The following is a 16,695-nucleotide window of genomic DNA, read 5'->3' on the forward strand; positions in this document are numbered from 1 at the left end:
CCGTTTGTCTGGTGTTTTGTCGCGGTTGGCCTAGCTGTTTGCCAATCGCGCAAGGGGAACGCCATGACACTGACACGCCGCACTTTGATAGCCGGAGCCGCTGCCCTGACAGCCTTGCCACTGCGCGCGCAGACACAGCCTTGGCAGGCTGTGCTGGACCGCGCGGCCAGCTATGACCAGCTGCATGCCATGGCAATCCATCAGGAAGGCAGGCAGGTGCTGTCGCAGGCGTTTCGCGGCCCCGCCGTCGGGCGTATCGTGCCGATCAAGTCGGTGTCGAAGACCATCGTCGCGGCCCTGACCGGTGCAGCCCTTGATCGGGGCGAGATCGCGAGCCTGGACGCCACATTGGCTGACATCGCGCCGGGGCTGATCCCCACAGGTGCCGCCGACGGCGTGGGGCAGATCACGGTGGGCAACCTCGTGACCATGCAGGCGGGTCTGGAACGCACATCTGGCGGGAACTATGGCGGCTGGATCGCCAGTCGCGACTGGGTCGCGGATGCGCTGCAACGCCCCTTTGTCGCGACGCCCGGCAGCAGCATGCAATATTCCACCGGCAGCTTTCACATTCTGGGCGCCGTCCTGTCGCAAGTCTCAGAACAAAGCCTGCTGACCCTCGCCCAGCGCCGTCTAGGTGACCCATTGGGGATCGAGGTGCCTGCATGGACCCGCGATCCGCAGGGCCGCTATCTGGGCGGGAACGAGATGGGCCTGACCCTGCCCGCAATGGTGCGGTTCGGTGAGATGTATCGTATAGGCGGGACATGGAATGGCAATCAGGTGCTGAGCACCGACTGGGTCGATCGGTCGTTCCAGCCACGCACACGGTCGCAGTTTTCTGGCCTGGCCTATGGCTACGGTTGGTTCCTGGGGGAATCGGGGGGCGACCGCTATGCGCTGGCGCGGGGCTATGGCGGTCAGATCATCTGCGTCGTTCCCAGCCTCAATCTGACCGTGGCCATCACGTCGGACCCCATGCGGCCTGCCCGCAGCGACGGCTATTTCGGCGACCTGATGCGCCTGCTGGATCAGGACATCCTGCCAGCTGCGCGCGCCGCAGCCTAGACCGGCGGCGGCACTGTCGCCTGTTTGCTGATCTGAACGGCAAGGATGCCCGCCGCGATCACGGCGACCCCCAGCACATCGGCAGGGCCGATCTTTTCTCCCAGCAGGATGGCGGCGATGACCACGCCCAGAAATGGGTTCAGGAAATGGAATGTCGACGCCTTGACCGCGCCGATGCGCCCCACCAGCGCGAACCAGACCAGTGTCGCCAGCACGCCCGGCACCAGCACGGTATAGCCAAAGGCAAGCCCCAGACGCCAGTTCATGTCGATGACCGGTGTCTCGAACAGGGCGGCAGGGATTGCACAGCAGATGAACCCGACAAACATTTGCAAACCGACGATCATCATCAGGTTGCCACCCGATGATGCGCCCGCGACCGCCAGCGTCGCCACGGTGATCGACACCGCAGCCAGGGCACACAGCATCATGCCGAACGGATCGCTGCCTGCACCCAGTCGCGCCGACATGATGATCGCAACACCCGCAAATCCGGCCAACAGGCCAGCCACACCCAACACAGGCAAACGCCTACCAAAGATCAACCATCCGGCCAGCGCCACCAGCAGTGGCATCGTCGAGGCCATGATCGATGCCAGCGACGCCTCGACCGTTTGCATGGCGACGAAATTCATACCCAGATAAAGCGCGTTCTGGCAGACACCAAAGATGATGACACCGCGCCATTGCTGCCGGGTCAGGCGCATCCGCTGGCCCATAGCCAGCGCAATGCCGACAGCCACGATACCGGACATCAGGAACCGGGCCGCGAGGGCGGTCAGCGGTGGTGCGTATTCCACGATGATCCGGGCCGAGGTAAAGGCCGACGACCACATCGCGGCAAAGGCTACTCCCATCACCAACGCCTTGATATCCATCGCTACAATCCAAACAAAAAGGGCCGCCCAAAGGCGACCCTCTCCGACATCCACACAAGATGCAAGATCAGCCGTTCACGCTGTCCTTGAGTGCCTTTGCGATCGTCATCTTGACGACCTTGTCGGCCTCTTTCTTCATCTGCTCGCCGGTGGCGGGGTTGCGCACCATCCGCTCCGGACGCTCGCGGCAGTAGATCTTGCCAACGCCCGGCAGGGTCACGGCACCGCCAGCAGAAACTTCTTCGGTGATGATATCGGTCACGGCCTCGAGAGCAGCTGTTGCCGTCTTCTTGTCTGTGTCCAGCTTCTCGGACAGCTTGGTCACGAGCTGTGCCTTGGTCAGCGGTTTGGTTGCCATGATGGTTTTCCTCCGGTTGAACCCCCTCTTGTTGGGGGCATTTCGCATCAATTCACGTAATGTTGTGGTAGACCACAACGAATAGTGCGGGCTGGCAAGCCCCAAAAGCATACTTTGGGCATATTTTTAAGGGTTTTCGGCACTTTTACAGGAATGCGGTCTCTTCGAACGACCGCAATTTACGGCTATGAATGCGTTCCAGCGGCATATCGCGCAGTTTTTCCATCGCCCGGATACCGATCATCAGGTGATTTGCGACCTGCCCGCGATAGAAATCAGACGCCATGCCCGGCAATTTCAGCTCTCCGTGCAGCGGTTTGTCACTGACGCACAAAAGCGTGCCATAGGGCACGCGGAACCGAAAACCGTTGGCCGCGATCGTAGCGCTTTCCATATCTAGTGCCACGGCGCGCGACTGCGACAGCCGCTGTACCGGGCCGGAATGGTCGCGTAGTTCCCAGTTGCGGTTGTCGATCGTGGCGACCGTGCCGGTCCGCATGATGCGTTTCAGCTCATAGCCTTCTAGCTTGGTGACTTCTTCGACGGCGTCTTCCAGCGCGATCTGGATTTCAGCCAGCGCCGGGATGGGCACCCAGACCGGCAGATCGTCGTCCAGCACGTGATCCTCGCGCAGATAGGCATGGGCCAGGACGAAATCGCCCAATCGCTGCGAATTACGCAATCCAGCGCAATGGCCGACCATCAACCAGGCGTGCGGACGCAACACGGCGATATGGTCCGTCGCTGTTTTCGCGTTTGACGGCCCAACGCCGATGTTCACCAGCGTGATGCCTGCGCCATGTTTGCGCTTGAGGTGGTAGGTCGGCATCTGCGGGGTTTTGGCGGTTGAGGGTAGTGGCGTATCGGGATCGATAATGATCGCATTTCCCGGCCCGACAAAGGCGGTGTAGCCGCTGTTCGGATCGGCCAGCATCAGTCGGGCGTAGGCCTCGAATTCCTCGACATAGAACTGATAGTTGGTGAAGAGGACGTGATTCTGAAAATGCCCCGCGTCCGTCGCCGTGTAATGCGACAGGCGTGCGAGCGAATAATCGATCCGCTGCGCTGTAAATGGTGCGAGCGGGCGGGCGCCATCGGGATACAAAAATCCGCCACCGTTCACGATATCGTCGTGCGTCACCGCCAGATCAGGCACGTCAAAGACGTCGCGCAACTGAAAATCGGCGGCACCATCCTGCGGCACGGTAATGCTCTCGTCGCGGGCGACGGCAAAATGCACGGGCATCGGCGTTGATGATGCACCAACCGTGACGGCAACATCGTGGTTTTTTATCAGCAGACCAAGTTGCTGTTCGAGATAGTGCCGAAACAGGTCTGGCCGGGTGATGGTCGTGGCGTAGCTGCCAGGTTCCGCCACGTGACCATAGGCCAGCCTGCTGTCCATCCGGGCGTGACTGGTCGTCGTCAGGCGCACCTCCGGATAAAACGCGCGATAGCTGTGATCGGCGGCACCCGTGTTCAGCATGTGCTGAAAGGCGTCGGTCAGAAATCCGGCAGCGGCGTCGTATAAGTCGCACAGACGCGCCACAGCCGCGGCTGGATCGGTAAATGCCGCTGCGTCTGGCACGTCTGGGGTCCGCAAGGGCAAGGGTCGTGTCATGGAAGGGCCTCCGCCGTTGGTTTGGTCCATTCAAGCGCACCACGCCTAGCAGCACAATATTTCAAGCGGGTGACGGGATACGGCATACCCCGCCCGCGCGGCTGCAAAAGCCCTAGAGCTTGTGAATTTCCAGCGGTTTCTGATCCGGGTTCAGGCGCACGACCGTCAGGTTCAGCGCCCCGGCAACGGTCACCCACAAAAGGTACGGCACGAATGCAAGACCCGCCCAGAGATCCAGCATCAGATGCGTCACGGTCGCCCCAAACACCGACAGCCACAGGCCAGCCATGATGATCAGCGAGGCGCGCCAGTGCCGCAGGCCGAAAAATACCGGTGTCCACAGCGTGTTGAACGCGATCTGCGCGGCCCAGAACGCCATCGCCAGACCGGCACCGGGAATCATCGCAACCCGCGCACCCGCGAACGCGATCAACAGATAGATGCTGGTCCACATCACCGGAAAGGCCCAGTTCGGCGGGGTCCAGGCAGGTTTGTTCAGTTTCTGATACCATTCACCGGTCGGAAACATCGCCCCGGTGGTGCCGGCCGCGAACGTGGCGGCAAGGAAAACGAAAAACAAGAACGTGGTCATGGTGGGCACCTTTCGGGCTGCAATGACCCTTACCTATGCGCTTTGACCGCCGTTTCCATGACTCATTTCACGGGCCGACAAATCGGCCAGCGTATTCAGCACGGATGTCATGCGACGCCGCGCTGGCTGGCCTTGACGGGCTGCATCAACCAAGAACGTGACCTCTGGCAGCGGGTCGGCATAAATCAGGGCAGACCGCGGCATGACCCCTGCCCCCAGCGCACGCACCCCAGCCTGACCGATCCACACCAGTTTCTGGGCGCGCGAGGTATGCGCGCGATGCCCGATGGAATCATAGCCTTGGCGTGTGACCTGATCGCCGATCCCGGCATAGATCAGTCGCGCGGCCCAGATTCCCAAACGTGCCTGGCGCGGCAGACCGCTGATCCCAGCTTCGGACCGACGATAGAGGTGATCCGCCTCGCGCAGCAGCGCCTTTGTCATGGCGCGCACCTGTGGCGTGGGGTGCGGATCAGCCAAAAAGGCGTCAGCATCCATGCCGTGGCCCGCCAGCCAATCGGTCGGCAGGTAGATGCGGCCCGCACGGGCATCCTCGCCTACGTCGCGGGCGATGTTGGTCAATTGCATCGCAACGCCCAGATCACAGGCCCGCGCCAGCGTATCGGCACAGCGCACCCGCATCAGAACGCACATCATGGCACCCACAGCACTGGCCACCCGCGCCGAATAGGCCCGCACGTCCGACAGCGTTGCATAGCGTCGTTCCTGCGCGTCCCAGGCCAAACCTTCGAGCAGGGCATCAGGCAGCGCGCGTGGCATGTCGTATTCCGCGATGATCGCGGCAAAGGCACGGTCCTCTGGTGCGTCCAGCGGCGTGCCTGCATAGGCAAGGTCCAGCCGGTCCCGCAGGCGCAGCACGGCAGCGGTCTTGTTGTTGCCTTCGTCCACTTCGTCATCCGCGAGGCGGCAAAAGGCGTAAAGCGCCAAGGCCGGGTCCCGCACATTTGCAGGCAGCAGTTTCGAGGCCGCGTGAAACGAAAGAGAGCCCGTACGGATCACCTCGCGGCAGTGGGCCAGATCATCGGGGCGGATCATTCGGCGGCCATTTTGTGGATAACGGGCATCGGCGCATCGGGCACCAGCTTGCCCAGCACCTCGGCGCTGGACACGACACCGGGCACGCCTGCGCCCGGATGTGTGCCTGCCCCGACGAGGAACAGGCCCTTGGCCTCTTCGCTCACGTTATGAGGGCGAAAGTATGCAGATTGCAGAATGCGTGGTTCCAGCGAAAAACCGGACCCGTTGGGCGACAGATAACGATCGCGGAAATCCTCGGGCGTGTAGATCAGGTCAGTCGTGATGTGGTCACGAAAACCCGGGATCAGACCATCCAGCACATCTGCCACCTTGTCGCGGTAGCGCAGCTTTTCTGCCTGCCAGTCGACCGGATTGGCGTGCCCCAGATGCGGCACGGGCGACAACGCGTAAAAGGTATCATCGCCCGCAGGTGCGACCGACGGATCGGTCACGGACGGCCTGTGGACATAAAGAGACATGTCGTCAGCCAGCTTGCCCTTGATAAAGATATCCTTGAGCAGCGGGCCGTAACGCGGCCCGGACAGGATCGTGTGATGCCCCGCGTCGGGCCACATGCCGGCGGTGCCCTTGGTCCCGAAATACCAGACGAACAAACCCATGGACCAGCGGCGGTTCTGCACCTTTTTCGCGGTCCAACGGCTGCGCGGCGCGTCTTTCATCAGCGTGCTGTAGGTATGGCCTGCGTCAGCATTGCTGACCACCAAGGGCGCGGCCAGCCGTTCGCCACCCTTGAGCGTGATGCCTTTTGCGGCACCATTCGCTACATCAACGCGGTCAACCTCTGTGCCCAGCCGGATCGCACCGCCCTGTTCGCGTATTACCTTTGCCATGGCGTCGGCCATCGCCTGCACACCGCCCATCGCGTAGTGAACGCCATATTCCTTTTCCAGATAACTGACGAGCGCATACATCGATGTCACGTTGTTCGGATCACCACCGATGAACAGCGGATGAAACGACAATGCCATGCGCAGGCGATCATCCTTGACCCGCGATTTTGCCATGGCGTGAATCGAACGATCGGCGCGGAGCCATGCGAACTGCGGCAGAACCTTGATCGTGTCCCAGACACGGTGCATCGGCTTGGCGACCATCCCCTCGAACCCGAGCTTGTAGCGGGCGTGACTGTCGCGCAGAAAACGGTGGTAGCCCTTGACGTCGCGCGGCGACAGCCGGGCAACCTCGGCGGCCATGTCGTCCGTGTCGCCGTTCACCCGGAACCGCGATCCATCAGGCCAACGGATCGTATAGAACGGATCGAGCGGCTTCAGCGTCACGTCGCGATGAAAATCGCGCCCGCAAGCGGCCCAAAGCTTTTCATAGACATGCGGCACCGTGACGATGGTTGGCCCAAGGTCAAAGCGGTGGCCGTCTTGCGTGACGGATGACCCCCGCCCCCCGACCCGGTCAAGGCGGTCCACGACCGTCACGACATAGCCCTTGGCCCCCAGCCGCATTGCCGCCGCAAGGCCACCAAGGCCCGCACCGACAACAATCGCGCGCTGCGCCGTTTCCGAAGAAGAGTTGAGATCAAACATGAATAAATGCTACATCTGTAAATCAAAGTTGACAATCATATCTTTCAGATCGGCAAAAATCGAAAACCTTATTGCATTTCAACGCCAGACTGTCAGACTTAGTTGACACAACCCGAGTGAGCCGTGACCCAGACCGTCAGCCTTTCCCTGTATCGCTTTACCGGCGCGCGGACCCGATTCTGGGCCATGACGCAGATGGCACTGGCGCGTGGACCGTTGCGCCGCACACCAGGTATCGGATTTCACAAATTGTGCGGTGCAGGCGTCGGGCACGGTTTCAGTCCGACGTTGAACCCCGACACCATCGCCATCCTTGCCACATGGAACGACGAGGCGACGGCGCGCGAACAGACGCGGACAGCGCCGGTCTTTGCCCGCTACGCCGACCGCGCAAGTGAGGATTATACAGTCCTGCTGCGCACCACATCAGCGCGTGGTGCCTGGTCGGGCGTCGCGCCGTTCACCACTGGCCCCGCGACCGACGGACCACTTGCGGCGCTCACAAGGGCGACGATCAAACCCAGCGTCCTGCGCCGCTTCTGGGGACGCGTGCCACGACTGGACGACCTGATCGGCGGCGACCCGAATGTGACGTTCAAGATCGGGATCGGTGAAATCCCGATGCTGCATCAGGTCACATTTTCCGTCTGGCCCTCGCTTGATAGCATGAACGCATTCGCACGCACTGGTCCGCACGCAGAAGCCATTCGCGCCGTGCGCCAAGAAGGATGGTTTTCCGAAGAACTCTATGCCCGGTTCACCGTCTTGTCGGACCGCGGCACCTGGGGCGGCACCGCCCCGCTGAATTTGAAAGGCTCGCTATGACCGCCCCCTTCCCGTTTTCCGCCATCGTCGGTCAGGACGAAATGAAACTGTCGATGATCCTGACGGCGATCGACCCATCCATCGGCGGCGTGCTGGTTTTCGGTGATCGCGGGACGGGCAAATCCACCGCCGTGCGCGCGCTGGCCGCATTGCTGCCGCCGATCAAGGTCGTGCAGGGATGCCCCGTCAATTCCGCATCAAAGGCCGATGTGCCCGATTGGGCGCGCGGCGCTGGTGAGGATCTGGTCGAGGTGCCGACCCCTGTCGTGGACCTGCCGCTGGGCGCGTCAGAGGACCGCGTGACTGGCGCGCTGGATATCGAACGGGCGCTGGGCGCGGGTGAACGCGCGTTCCAGCCCGGCCTGCTGGCACGTGCGAATCGGGGCTATCTCTATATCGACGAGGTCAACCTGCTGGAGGATCACATCGTCGACCTTTTGCTGGACGTGGCGCAATCAGGCCGCAATCTGGTGGAACGTGACGGTCTCTCGATCAGCCATCCCGCGCGGTTCGTCCTGGTCGGGTCCGGCAACCCCGAAGAAGGCGAATTGCGCCCGCAACTGCTGGACCGGTTCGGTCTGTCGGTCGAGGTTGCCAGCCCCAAGGACATCGACACCCGGATCGAGGTCGTCCGCCGCCGTGACGCCTATGACAACGACAACGCGGCATTCATGCTGCGCTGGCAGGCAGAGGATGCGGGCGTGCGCGACCGCATCCTGACGGCCCGGGGCGCATTGAAGAAGCTGAAAACGCCGGACAGCGCCCTGCGTGACGTGGCCGAACTGTGCCTCGCGCTGGGGTCTGATGGCCTGCGCGGTGAACTGACCCTGCTCAAGGCCGCGCGCGCCTATGCCGCCTGGCGAAACGACACCGCATTGACCCGCAGCCATATCAAGCATGTGTCTGCGATGGCCCTGCGCCACCGCCTGCGCCGCGATCCACTGGACGAGGCAGGATCAGGCGCGCGGGTCGGGCGCGTCGTGGCCGACGTCCTTGGCTGAGGCATGGGATCATGCGCTGCTGGCCCTGCGGCTGGTCGCGCTGGACCCCGCATTGGGGGGCGTGCACTTGCGCGCACGGTCCGGCCCGGTCCGCGACGCGCTGCCGCTGCCTGACGGCGTGCGCCTGCACCCTGCGATCGGCGACGACGCGCTGTTTGGCGGACTGGATTTGGCAACCACATTGGCAACCGGGCACCTGCAATCGCAAACAGGTGTACTCGACCGGCCAGGACCGCTGATCCTGACCATGGCCGAACGCTGCCAGCCGCAATTGGCGGCAAGGCTAGCCGCGCATCTGGATGCGCGGCCCCGCGCACTTATCCTGCTGGACGAAGGCACCGAAGACGAGGCACCGCCCGCTGCATTGTGCGAACGCGCGGCGTTCAGGGTGGACCTATCCGGCGTCGCCTTGTCCGACATCACGGCATTGCCCGAAGGTCCCGAACCGACGGCGCATGCCGCGCTCGGCCCTGACATCGCGGCACAGATCACCGCCCTTGCGGCGACCTACGGCATCGACAGCATGCGCGCGCCCAGCCTGGCGCTGCGCTGCGCCCGTGCACTCGCCCGGTTGGACGGCATGTCCACTGTCACCGAGGAACACGTTGCAACCGCATGCGGCCTCGTCTTTGGCCACCGGGCAACCCAGGTGCCGCAGCCACCCCAAGAGGACGACCCGCCCCAGGCCCCGCAGGATGACGTGCCGGACACCGAGGACCGTCAGGGGACCGATCTGGATATTCCGGATGAGCTGTTGCTGGAGGCCGTTCGCGCGATGATCCCCGACGGACTGCTTGACCGGCTACGCGCGACCCGCGCGACCGCAGGCAAAGGGGCTGGGTCAGGCGCAAAGACACGCAGCAACCGACGCGGCAGACCGCTGCCTTCGCGCCCCGGACGGCTTGACACGGCGGCACGGATCGACGTTGTGGCGACGCTGCGGGCAGCCGCACCATGGCAGACCATCCGCCGGGACGAAACGGGCCGCGCCGGGCTGCACATCCGCGCCACCGACGTCCATACCCGCAGATTCGAGGAACAGACTGATCGCCTGCTGATCTTTGCGGTGGATGCCTCGGGGTCTGCCGCACTCGCGCGTCTGGCAGAGGCAAAGGGCGCGGTGGAGCTGTTGCTGACGCAGGCCTATGCACGCCGCGACCACGTCGCGCTGGTCAGCTTTCGCGGAACCGGCGCAGAGATCCTGCTGCCTCCGACCCGCAGCCTGGTGCAGACCAAACGGCGTCTCGCCGCCCTGCCTGGTGGTGGCGGCACGCCTCTGGCCGCGGGTCTGGACAGCGCAGGCGAACTGGCGATTCAGGCACGCAGGCGCGGCATGACCCCAACGATTTGCCTGCTGACCGATGGCAAGGCCAACATAGCGCGGGACGGTGCGGGTGATCGCGCACGGGCCGCCGCCGACGCGCAGACCGCCGCCCGCATGATCCGGGCCCAAGCGATCGAAGCGCTGATCATCGACACCGGACAGCGCCCGAACCCGCAGCTGCGCGTGCTAGCCCAGACGCTGGACGCGCCATATCTGCCATTGCCACGTGCCGATTCACATCGTCTGGCCCGCGCTGTCGACGCAGCTTTGCCCGCCTGATGCGCTGGCCACCGCCCCCCAACTGGCCGATGGCCGACGTGTCGCGCCGCATTGTCAGCGGCCCACATCGCTGGCACGTCCAAGAGGCCGGCACCGGCCCGACGGTTCTACTGCTGCACGGGTCAGGCGGTGCCACGCAAAGCTGGCGCGGCGTATTCCCACTGCTGGCTGCGGACTTCCACGTTGTCGCAATCGACATGCCCGGACAGGGTTTCACCACCGGCGCGCGCGACCGGTCCAGCGTGACAGATACAGCAACCGACCTCGCGGCACTCTGTGCGCAGGAAGGCTGGACCCCTGACTTGCTGGTGGGACACTCTGCCGGGGTCCCGATCGCGCTGCAACTGGTGCTGAACGGGATGCGCCCAGCGCGTGGCGTCCTGGGGATCAATGCTGCCCTTCAGACCTTTGACGGGGTCGCTGGCTGGCTGTTTCCGGTGCTGGCCAAGGCGCTGGCCGCCGCCCCGTTCACTGCCCCGCTCTTTGCCGCGACAACGACCGAGGGCCGTGTGCGCCGCCTGCTGGAAGGCACCGGATCACAGATCGGGCCAGAAGGGCAAAGGCTGTATCTTGCGCTGGCATCGGACACGGATCATGTCAGCGGGACGCTGGCGCAGATGGCCCAATGGAACCTGGAGACACTGTCGCAGGCATTGCCACAAGTAGATATACCCGTGCTGCTGCTGATCGGTGACAACGATCCGGCGGTGCCTCCATCCGTCAGTTTGCGTGCGTCTGCACGTATGCCTCAGGCCGAAACCCGCAGTCTGGGCCCGCTTGGCCATCTGGCACACGAAGAAGACCCCGATTCCATCGCCCGCATCATCAGGGTCATATTCCAATAAAAATGGCCGCTGCACATCAGTGCAGCGGCCATTTCAAAATCTGTCGCTAACGATCAGCTGTCTTCGGCTGCGGCCTCGAGTGCTGCGGCCTGTGCCTCTTGATCGCCAAAGGTCGCAAGGAAGGCATAGAGGTCATAGGCCTCTTCCTCTTGGCGGACCTGGTAGGCCATCTTGCCACGTGCACGACGATTGTCGAGCTCTTCACGCAGCCAGCCGGTCGGATCCTGCACGTAGCCGACGAATGCCTCTTCGGTCCAGACCCGGCCTGCCTCGCCCATTTCGATCAGCGAATCGCTGTAGGCGAAATCCTCGACGGTGCCCATGGTACGGCCAGCCACTCCATAGAGGTTCGGTCCGACCTGTGCATTGCGGCCTGCCAGAACTTCGTCCGTTTCGGGATCCTGCACGACGTGGCATGCGACGCACTGGCGGTTGAATTGCTCTTCGCCGGATGCAGCGTCGCCTTGAAATGCAGTGGCTTCGCTCTGGGCGAATGCGGGTGCTGCAAGTACCGTCAGCGCGGCTGCGATTGCGAACGTCTTCATTGTAGTCCTCCTATCGAAAGGGCGGATGCCCATATTCTGTCTTTTGAACCTAGCGTCTTCTTTGGTGCCGTCCAGAACCCATTCACACCTGTGGCGGAATCACGCAACGGCCCGTGACATCGCACATTGCCGCCACAAGGTCCGCAGCGCCATCATCAAATGTTCGATGTCCTCATCGGTGTGCAGGGGCGACGGGGTGAAACGCAGACGCTCTGTCCCCTTGGGCACGGTGGGATAATTGATGGGTTGGACGTAAATATTCCATTCCGTCATCAGATAATCCGCCAACATCCGGCATTTGACCGGGTCCTTGATCATCACGGGCACGATATGGCTGTCGTTTTCCAAATGGGGAATGCCCGCCTTGTCCAGCTCCGCACGCAGGCGTGCAACCTGGCGGCGTTGCTGCAACCGTTCCGCATCCGAATTTTTCAGATGCACGATGGACGCGCGGGCCGCCGCAGCCACCGCAGGTGGCAAGGCCGTCGTGAAAATGAAGCCCGAGGCGAAACTGCGAATGAAATCACACATCGCGGCAGACCCTGTGATGTAGCCACCGACGACGCCGAATGCCTTGCCCAGCGTGCCCTCGATCAGCGTGATCCGATCAGCAACGCCGTCACGTTCGCTGACACCGCCGCCGCGTGCACCATAAAGTCCCACGCCATGCACCTCGTCCAGATAGGTCATGGCACCGTATTTTTCGGCCACGTCAACGATCGCCTCGATCGGGGCGATATCACCGTCCATCGAATAGACCGATTCGAACGCGACGATCTTGGGCACATCAGCAGGCAGGGCGGCCAGCTTTGCCTCGAGGTCGGCCACGTCGTTGTGTTTCCAGATCACCTTGGTCGCGCGGGAATGGCGGATGCCCTCGATCATGCTGGCATGGTTGCCGGCGTCCGACAGGATGACGCAATCCTTGAGGCGGCTGCCCAGCGTCGACAGCGCGGCCCAGTTCGACACGTAGCCCGAGGTGAACAAAAGCGCCGCTTCCTTGCCATGCAGGTCGGCCAGTTCGGCCTCCAGCAGCAGGTGGTCGTGGTTTGTGCCAGAAATGTTGCGCGTTCCACCGGCCCCGGTTCCGGTGCGGCGCACGGCCTCGCACATGGCATCCACGACCTTGGGATGCTGCCCCATGCCGAGATAGTCGTTGGAACACCACACCGTCACGTCGCGCTTGCCATCCTCGAAATGGCTGGCGGCCTTGGGGAATTTGCCACAGGCGCGTTCCAGATCGGCGAAATACCGATAGTTTCCGTCCTGCTTCAGCTGATCCAGCTGCGCGTTGAAAAGCGCGTCAAAGTCCATTTTCGTCCCCTTCGGTCTTGGTCTTGCTGGGCAGCATCCACGCCCAGAGTTTTGCATCAGGCAATGGAATGACCATCAGCCAGTGTTCAATCAGTGCCAGCGCCGCAAGGGCGGTCAGCAGCGCATATCCGGTGGTTGTGGCATAGGTCTGCGCCCCCCACAGTCGTTCCGTGCAGACGGCCAGCAAGGCCGTCAAAATGGTGATCGCCAGCGGGAACATCCATGTAACTGGGCCCCGGCGGAAATAGGTTTTCAGGTGGGTCAGCGGGACGGGCACGAAATCCGAGTTGATCCGGGGCACGCCCAGAAACAGGTTCAGCTTGGCCGTGATGCGCGCCAGAAACAAAATGAGGTATGTGGCCAGTGCCAGCTGATTTGCAGCACCCGTGCTGACCAGCGTCAACGTCAGCGCACCCGTGGCCAGCGCCAATTCGTGATATCCGACCGTGGCGAATGCCCGTTGGAACCGCGCCCATCCCGCCAGCCCCGGCGGACAATTGTCACGTTGCCAACCGCTGATGACACCGGTCAGAAACGCCAGCTCGACCCAGCCCCAGATCGCCAAGGCCCCTAGAAAACCTGCGTAGATCCCCGTCACCGATGGATCGTCCAGCGACAACGACACAAGCAATGCCCCGCCGCCCAAAAGCGGCAGGCCCGCGAGCGTGGCCCACAGCGGAGCGCGCCCGCCCAGACGATCCGACAACCGCACGACCAGCAGAATTGCCCCGGTGAAAAACCACCAGAGAAACACGGCCAGCCCGACGGAAAGCCAGATCGGTCCGGTCATGACCAGGCGCCCCCCGAATTTTCGCGAAAATTCGGACCAGCGCCCCTATGTGCGGTCACGCTCAATAGACCGGTTCCAGACGGGGGCTGTCAGGCACCGCGTTTTTCTGCACCGGAATCGTCAACAGCGCGACAAAATTTGCCCCCGCCTTGATCCGACCGCCCAGCGCCTTGAGCTTGCCACCCAAGCCGCCTTGGCGTTCGCCCGCAGCAATCTGGACATTGGCGTCCTGAATGCGGTTCAGGGTCGGCTGCCAGCGCGGATGGTCGATATCCAGCGTCATCGGGAATACCTGGCGGGTGATTTCGGAGGTTTTGCGGAACACCTCTTGGCCATACCACGCCGGATCGACGCCCAGCGCCTTGTGGAATTCCGGGCGCTGGTGATCGCGCACCCACATGGTCGCAAACACGGCCGTCAGGAAAAACTTGATCCACATCTTGTTCACGCGGCTTTCCGTCAGCGCAGGATCGGTTTTCATCAGCAGAGCAAACGCTTCGCCGTGCGAAAACTCGTCATTGCACCATTCGCGGAACCACTTGAAAATCGGGTGAAACCTCTTTTCGGGGTGCGCCTCCAGGTGGCGGAAAATCGTGATGTAGCGGGCGTAGCCGATCTTCTCGCTCAGATAGGTGGCGTAGTAGATGAACTTGGGCCGGAAATAGGTGTATTTCTTGGACTGCGTCAGAAACCCGAGGTTCACCGCGATGCCGGCCTCGCGCAGGGCGTCGTTGATGAACCCCGCGTGCCGCGCCTCGTCCCGTGCCATCAGTTGAAACAGGGTCGTGATGTCCTCGTTGGACCCGCGCCGTTTCATTTCCTTGTACAGCACACAGCCCGAAAATTCGGCCGTGCAGCTCGAGATCAGAAAGTCGATGAATTCGGCCTTCAGCTTGGGCTCCATCCCGTCCCAATCGACAGTATCCCAATCGGCTGTTTTCTTGAAATGGCCCTTGTTGGGGTCTGCCTTCATCTGCGCGATCAGCACGTCCCATTCGGCGCGCACAGGTGTCACGTCGATCGCGTCCATCTCGTCGAAATCGGTGGTGTAAAAACGCGGGGTCAGCAGCGTGTTCTGCATGGCGACACGGGTCGCGTCCTCGTTTGTCAGAGGCGGCAGCGCCTCTTGGGCGGCAATGGCTTCTTCGGCCGTGGTCGCGTCGGATGAGTGCATGTTCATGACAGAACCTCCTCGGAGAAGCTGAACTCGCACAGCTCCATAAATTCGAAATCGCCCGTTGCGCGGGTCCACAGTTGTTCCAGCTTGCTCGCGCGGGTGATGACCGCGGTGCGCTTTTCCTCGACCAACTCGCCAAAGGCCGCGAGGATCTCGGGCCCTTGCACCTGCACGGTATCACCGGGGTTGACCGTGGTGCCGTTGTCGAAACGCACGTGCGCACTCAACTCTTCGAACCGATGAGAGATCGTCACCGTGCAAGGTGCTGTCTCTGTTTCCTTCGTTATCCATCCCATGTGTGTTCCCTTTCACATCTGACCCGTTCGGCTGGCGAGGCCGTGGGCATTGGTTTCAGTCCAGCAGCCTGGCAAAGGCCGCCACGTTGTCCTGGCCGTACCCCATCAGGGGAACGTCCATCTGCGTCAGCGGGTCGATGATCGCGACGATACCGTCGGCGCGGCGCACGACCTGGACCGGCGCATCCAGCGGCAGGCCCGTGGTATCACGCTTGCGGGCGACGACGCGGCCGATCACACCGATGAAACCGGCCTTGTCGCGGTCCGAAACCGCCAGAACGGTGCCGTCCGTGCCGATCACGCTGTAGGCACCGTTGCGGTCGCCGATCAGGGCCACATCGACGCTTTGCACGATGGGCGAGGCCGGCACGACGCCGACCAGCGGCGCATCCGTTGTCCGCGCGAAAAACGCGATCGACAGCGTGATCAGCATCAGGCCAAACATCGCAACAACAAGCAGACGCGGCACCATTTCGACATCAGTCGGTGCCTTGAAGGTTGATTCAGTCATAACTCACTCCGCCGCCATTACAGACAGGTCGCCCGTCGTGCGCGCGACGGTTGGTTGGCTCAGTCGCGTCTGCGCTGCTTCGACAAATATACCGGCTACCGTTTCGGCGTCTTTGATGCAGCGCAAAGCCGGCTGAACACGTGTGATGCGTCCGGGGCGCACATGCGGCCAGGTCATCAGGTAGGACAGCCGCGTATCGGCGGGCAAAAGGAACGTCAGTGTGCCAGCCCCCTTGCGGCGCTTGTCCAGCTCCGCGCCCTCGATTTCGACATAGGGCAGGTTCAGGGTCATGGTCAGCGCCGCCCCGATCCGCATGGCAACACGCTTGTTCGTCAGTGTGTAAACGGTGGCGCGGCTCTGGACCCAGGCCAGGCCATAGAGGATCGCGCAGACCACAAGCCCAAGGATGATGAATGGCGACCCATAAAGGATCGCTGATCCCAGTGGCACCTCGGTCGTGGACACCGTGGTGCGCCAGACGGCAAGCGCAACAAAATAACCCATGATCCATTTTACCTTGAACGCCTCGACCGCCAGACGGCGGGCCATCGGCCGTCCCTGCCACAGGATCACTTCATCCTTGGGAAGCGCCTCTGGCAGGCCCCGGATCGGTTCGAATTTGAAATCGTCATGTTGCATGTCGTGTTCCCTGTGGTTGGTGCGGCCCCGCTGGC

General features: G+C 62.6%; 18 protein-coding genes. 5 read left to right on the forward strand and 13 right to left on the reverse strand.

Annotated elements, in window-relative coordinates:
• Positions 1-63: 63 nt before the first annotated feature.
• Positions 64-1,068, forward strand: a complete 1,005-nt coding sequence (locus LGQ03_RS06885) for a serine hydrolase domain-containing protein (protein ID WP_226747803.1) — start codon at positions 64-66, stop codon at positions 1,066-1,068.
• Here LGQ03_RS06885 and LGQ03_RS06890 read toward each other — a convergent pair.
• From LGQ03_RS06890 to LGQ03_RS06915, 6 genes are all read right to left on the reverse strand, one after another.
• Positions 1,065-1,946, reverse strand: coding sequence for a DMT family transporter (locus LGQ03_RS06890; RefSeq protein WP_226747804.1), 882 nt, complete (start codon positions 1,944-1,946; stop codon positions 1,065-1,067). The genes LGQ03_RS06885 and LGQ03_RS06890 overlap by 4 nt on opposite strands.
• 67 nt (positions 1,947-2,013) lie before the next feature.
• Complete coding sequence (locus tag LGQ03_RS06895; protein WP_056030386.1) at positions 2,014-2,304, reverse strand: HU family DNA-binding protein; 291 nt, start codon at positions 2,302-2,304, stop codon at positions 2,014-2,016.
• 145 nt (positions 2,305-2,449) lie between these two features.
• A complete protein-coding gene (locus LGQ03_RS06900; RefSeq protein ID WP_226747805.1) occupies positions 2,450-3,925 on the reverse strand; it encodes an AMP nucleosidase in 1,476 nt (491 codons plus the stop codon).
• Positions 3,926-4,037: 112 nt separating this feature from the next.
• On the reverse strand, positions 4,038-4,517 hold the full coding sequence (tspO, locus tag LGQ03_RS06905) for a tryptophan-rich sensory protein TspO (RefSeq protein ID WP_090158296.1): 480 nt from the start codon (positions 4,515-4,517) through the stop codon (positions 4,038-4,040).
• Between the two features lie 33 nt (positions 4,518-4,550).
• Positions 4,551-5,573 (reverse strand): 15-cis-phytoene synthase, encoded by a 1,023-nt coding sequence (crtB, locus tag LGQ03_RS06910; protein ID WP_090158295.1) that lies wholly within the window; start codon positions 5,571-5,573, stop codon positions 4,551-4,553.
• A complete protein-coding gene (locus LGQ03_RS06915) occupies positions 5,570-7,114 on the reverse strand; it encodes a phytoene desaturase (RefSeq protein WP_226747806.1) in 1,545 nt (514 codons plus the stop codon). Before LGQ03_RS06915 ends, crtB begins: the two co-directional genes overlap by 4 nt.
• Before the next feature lie 123 nt (positions 7,115-7,237).
• Between LGQ03_RS06915 and crtA the strand changes: the two genes are divergently transcribed.
• From crtA to bchO, 4 genes are read left to right on the forward strand one after another with little or no spacing between them, the layout of a single operon-like run.
• Positions 7,238-7,939: a spheroidene monooxygenase gene (crtA, locus tag LGQ03_RS06920; protein WP_319004466.1), complete on the forward strand. Its 702-nt coding sequence runs from the start codon at positions 7,238-7,240 to the stop codon at positions 7,937-7,939.
• Positions 7,936-8,940 carry a magnesium chelatase ATPase subunit I gene (gene bchI, locus LGQ03_RS06925; protein ID WP_226747807.1) on the forward strand — a complete coding sequence of 335 codons (1,005 nt, stop codon included), beginning with the start codon at positions 7,936-7,938 and terminating at the stop codon, positions 8,938-8,940. Before crtA ends, bchI begins: the two co-directional genes overlap by 4 nt.
• On the forward strand, positions 8,933-10,543 hold the full coding sequence (locus LGQ03_RS06930) for a magnesium chelatase subunit D (protein WP_226747808.1): 1,611 nt from the start codon (positions 8,933-8,935) through the stop codon (positions 10,541-10,543). Before bchI ends, LGQ03_RS06930 begins: the two co-directional genes overlap by 8 nt.
• Positions 10,543-11,388, forward strand: a complete 846-nt coding sequence (gene bchO, locus LGQ03_RS06935) for an alpha/beta fold hydrolase BchO (RefSeq protein WP_226747809.1) — start codon at positions 10,543-10,545, stop codon at positions 11,386-11,388. Before LGQ03_RS06930 ends, bchO begins: the two co-directional genes overlap by 1 nt.
• 53 nt (positions 11,389-11,441) lie before the next feature.
• Here bchO and LGQ03_RS06940 read toward each other — a convergent pair whose 3' ends face one another.
• From LGQ03_RS06940 to puhB, 7 genes are all read right to left on the reverse strand, one after another.
• Positions 11,442-11,933 carry a c-type cytochrome gene (locus LGQ03_RS06940; RefSeq protein WP_090158289.1) on the reverse strand — a complete coding sequence of 164 codons (492 nt, stop codon included), beginning with the start codon at positions 11,931-11,933 and terminating at the stop codon, positions 11,442-11,444.
• Positions 11,934-12,032: 99 nt separating this feature from the next.
• Entirely contained in the window at positions 12,033-13,247 is a 1,215-nt protein-coding gene (gene hemA / locus LGQ03_RS06945; RefSeq protein ID WP_090158288.1) for a 5-aminolevulinate synthase, read from the reverse strand.
• Complete coding sequence (gene puhE, locus LGQ03_RS06950) at positions 13,237-14,037, reverse strand: putative photosynthetic complex assembly protein PuhE (protein WP_226747810.1); 801 nt, start codon at positions 14,035-14,037, stop codon at positions 13,237-13,239. The genes hemA and puhE overlap by 11 nt, the downstream gene beginning before the upstream one ends.
• Positions 14,038-14,098: 61 nt before the next feature.
• Complete coding sequence (gene acsF, locus LGQ03_RS06955; protein ID WP_226747811.1) at positions 14,099-15,217, reverse strand: magnesium-protoporphyrin IX monomethyl ester (oxidative) cyclase; 1,119 nt, start codon at positions 15,215-15,217, stop codon at positions 14,099-14,101.
• The gene (locus LGQ03_RS06960; RefSeq protein WP_056030354.1) at positions 15,214-15,510 is read right to left on the reverse strand and encodes a hypothetical protein; all 297 of its coding nucleotides are present in this window, start codon (positions 15,508-15,510) and stop codon (positions 15,214-15,216) included. The genes acsF and LGQ03_RS06960 overlap by 4 nt, the downstream gene beginning before the upstream one ends.
• Before the next feature lie 55 nt (positions 15,511-15,565).
• Positions 15,566-16,021, reverse strand: a complete 456-nt coding sequence (gene puhC, locus LGQ03_RS06965) for a photosynthetic complex assembly protein PuhC (protein WP_226747812.1) — start codon at positions 16,019-16,021, stop codon at positions 15,566-15,568.
• 3 nt (positions 16,022-16,024) lie between these two features.
• The gene (gene puhB / locus LGQ03_RS06970; protein WP_226747813.1) at positions 16,025-16,660 is read right to left on the reverse strand and encodes a photosynthetic complex putative assembly protein PuhB; all 636 of its coding nucleotides are present in this window, start codon (positions 16,658-16,660) and stop codon (positions 16,025-16,027) included.
• Positions 16,661-16,695: the final 35 nt, after the last annotated feature.

This window comes from Loktanella gaetbuli, assembly GCF_020531945.1.
Lineage (GTDB): Bacteria > Pseudomonadota > Alphaproteobacteria > Rhodobacterales > Rhodobacteraceae > Loktanella > Loktanella gaetbuli.

What these genes read in the sequence shown, in the direction of transcription:
- LGQ03_RS06885 (WP_226747803.1), top strand. Translation starts at nt 64, where the DNA reads ATGACACTGACACGCCGCACTTTGATAGCCGGAGCCGCTGCCCTGACA.
- LGQ03_RS06890 (WP_226747804.1), bottom strand. Translation starts at nt 1,946, where the DNA reads ATGGATATCAAGGCGTTGGTGATGGGAGTAGCCTTTGCCGCGATGTGG.
- LGQ03_RS06895 (WP_056030386.1), bottom strand. Translation starts at nt 2,304, where the DNA reads ATGGCAACCAAACCGCTGACCAAGGCACAGCTCGTGACCAAGCTGTCC.
- LGQ03_RS06900 (WP_226747805.1), bottom strand. Translation starts at nt 3,925, where the DNA reads ATGACACGACCCTTGCCCTTGCGGACCCCAGACGTGCCAGACGCAGCG.
- tspO (WP_090158296.1), bottom strand. Translation starts at nt 4,517, where the DNA reads ATGACCACGTTCTTGTTTTTCGTTTTCCTTGCCGCCACGTTCGCGGCC.
- crtB (WP_090158295.1), bottom strand. Translation starts at nt 5,573, where the DNA reads ATGATCCGCCCCGATGATCTGGCCCACTGCCGCGAGGTGATCCGTACG.
- LGQ03_RS06915 (WP_226747806.1), bottom strand. Translation starts at nt 7,114, where the DNA reads ATGTTTGATCTCAACTCTTCTTCGGAAACGGCGCAGCGCGCGATTGTT.
- bchI (WP_226747807.1), top strand. Translation starts at nt 7,936, where the DNA reads ATGACCGCCCCCTTCCCGTTTTCCGCCATCGTCGGTCAGGACGAAATG.
- bchO (WP_226747809.1), top strand. Translation starts at nt 10,543, where the DNA reads ATGCGCTGGCCACCGCCCCCCAACTGGCCGATGGCCGACGTGTCGCGC.
- LGQ03_RS06940 (WP_090158289.1), bottom strand. Translation starts at nt 11,933, where the DNA reads ATGAAGACGTTCGCAATCGCAGCCGCGCTGACGGTACTTGCAGCACCC.
- hemA (WP_090158288.1), bottom strand. Translation starts at nt 13,247, where the DNA reads ATGGACTTTGACGCGCTTTTCAACGCGCAGCTGGATCAGCTGAAGCAG.
- puhE (WP_226747810.1), bottom strand. Translation starts at nt 14,037, where the DNA reads ATGACCGGACCGATCTGGCTTTCCGTCGGGCTGGCCGTGTTTCTCTGG.
- acsF (WP_226747811.1), bottom strand. Translation starts at nt 15,217, where the DNA reads ATGAACATGCACTCATCCGACGCGACCACGGCCGAAGAAGCCATTGCC.
- LGQ03_RS06960 (WP_056030354.1), bottom strand. Translation starts at nt 15,510, where the DNA reads ATGGGATGGATAACGAAGGAAACAGAGACAGCACCTTGCACGGTGACG.
- puhC (WP_226747812.1), bottom strand. Translation starts at nt 16,021, where the DNA reads ATGACTGAATCAACCTTCAAGGCACCGACTGATGTCGAAATGGTGCCG.
- puhB (WP_226747813.1), bottom strand. Translation starts at nt 16,660, where the DNA reads ATGCAACATGACGATTTCAAATTCGAACCGATCCGGGGCCTGCCAGAG.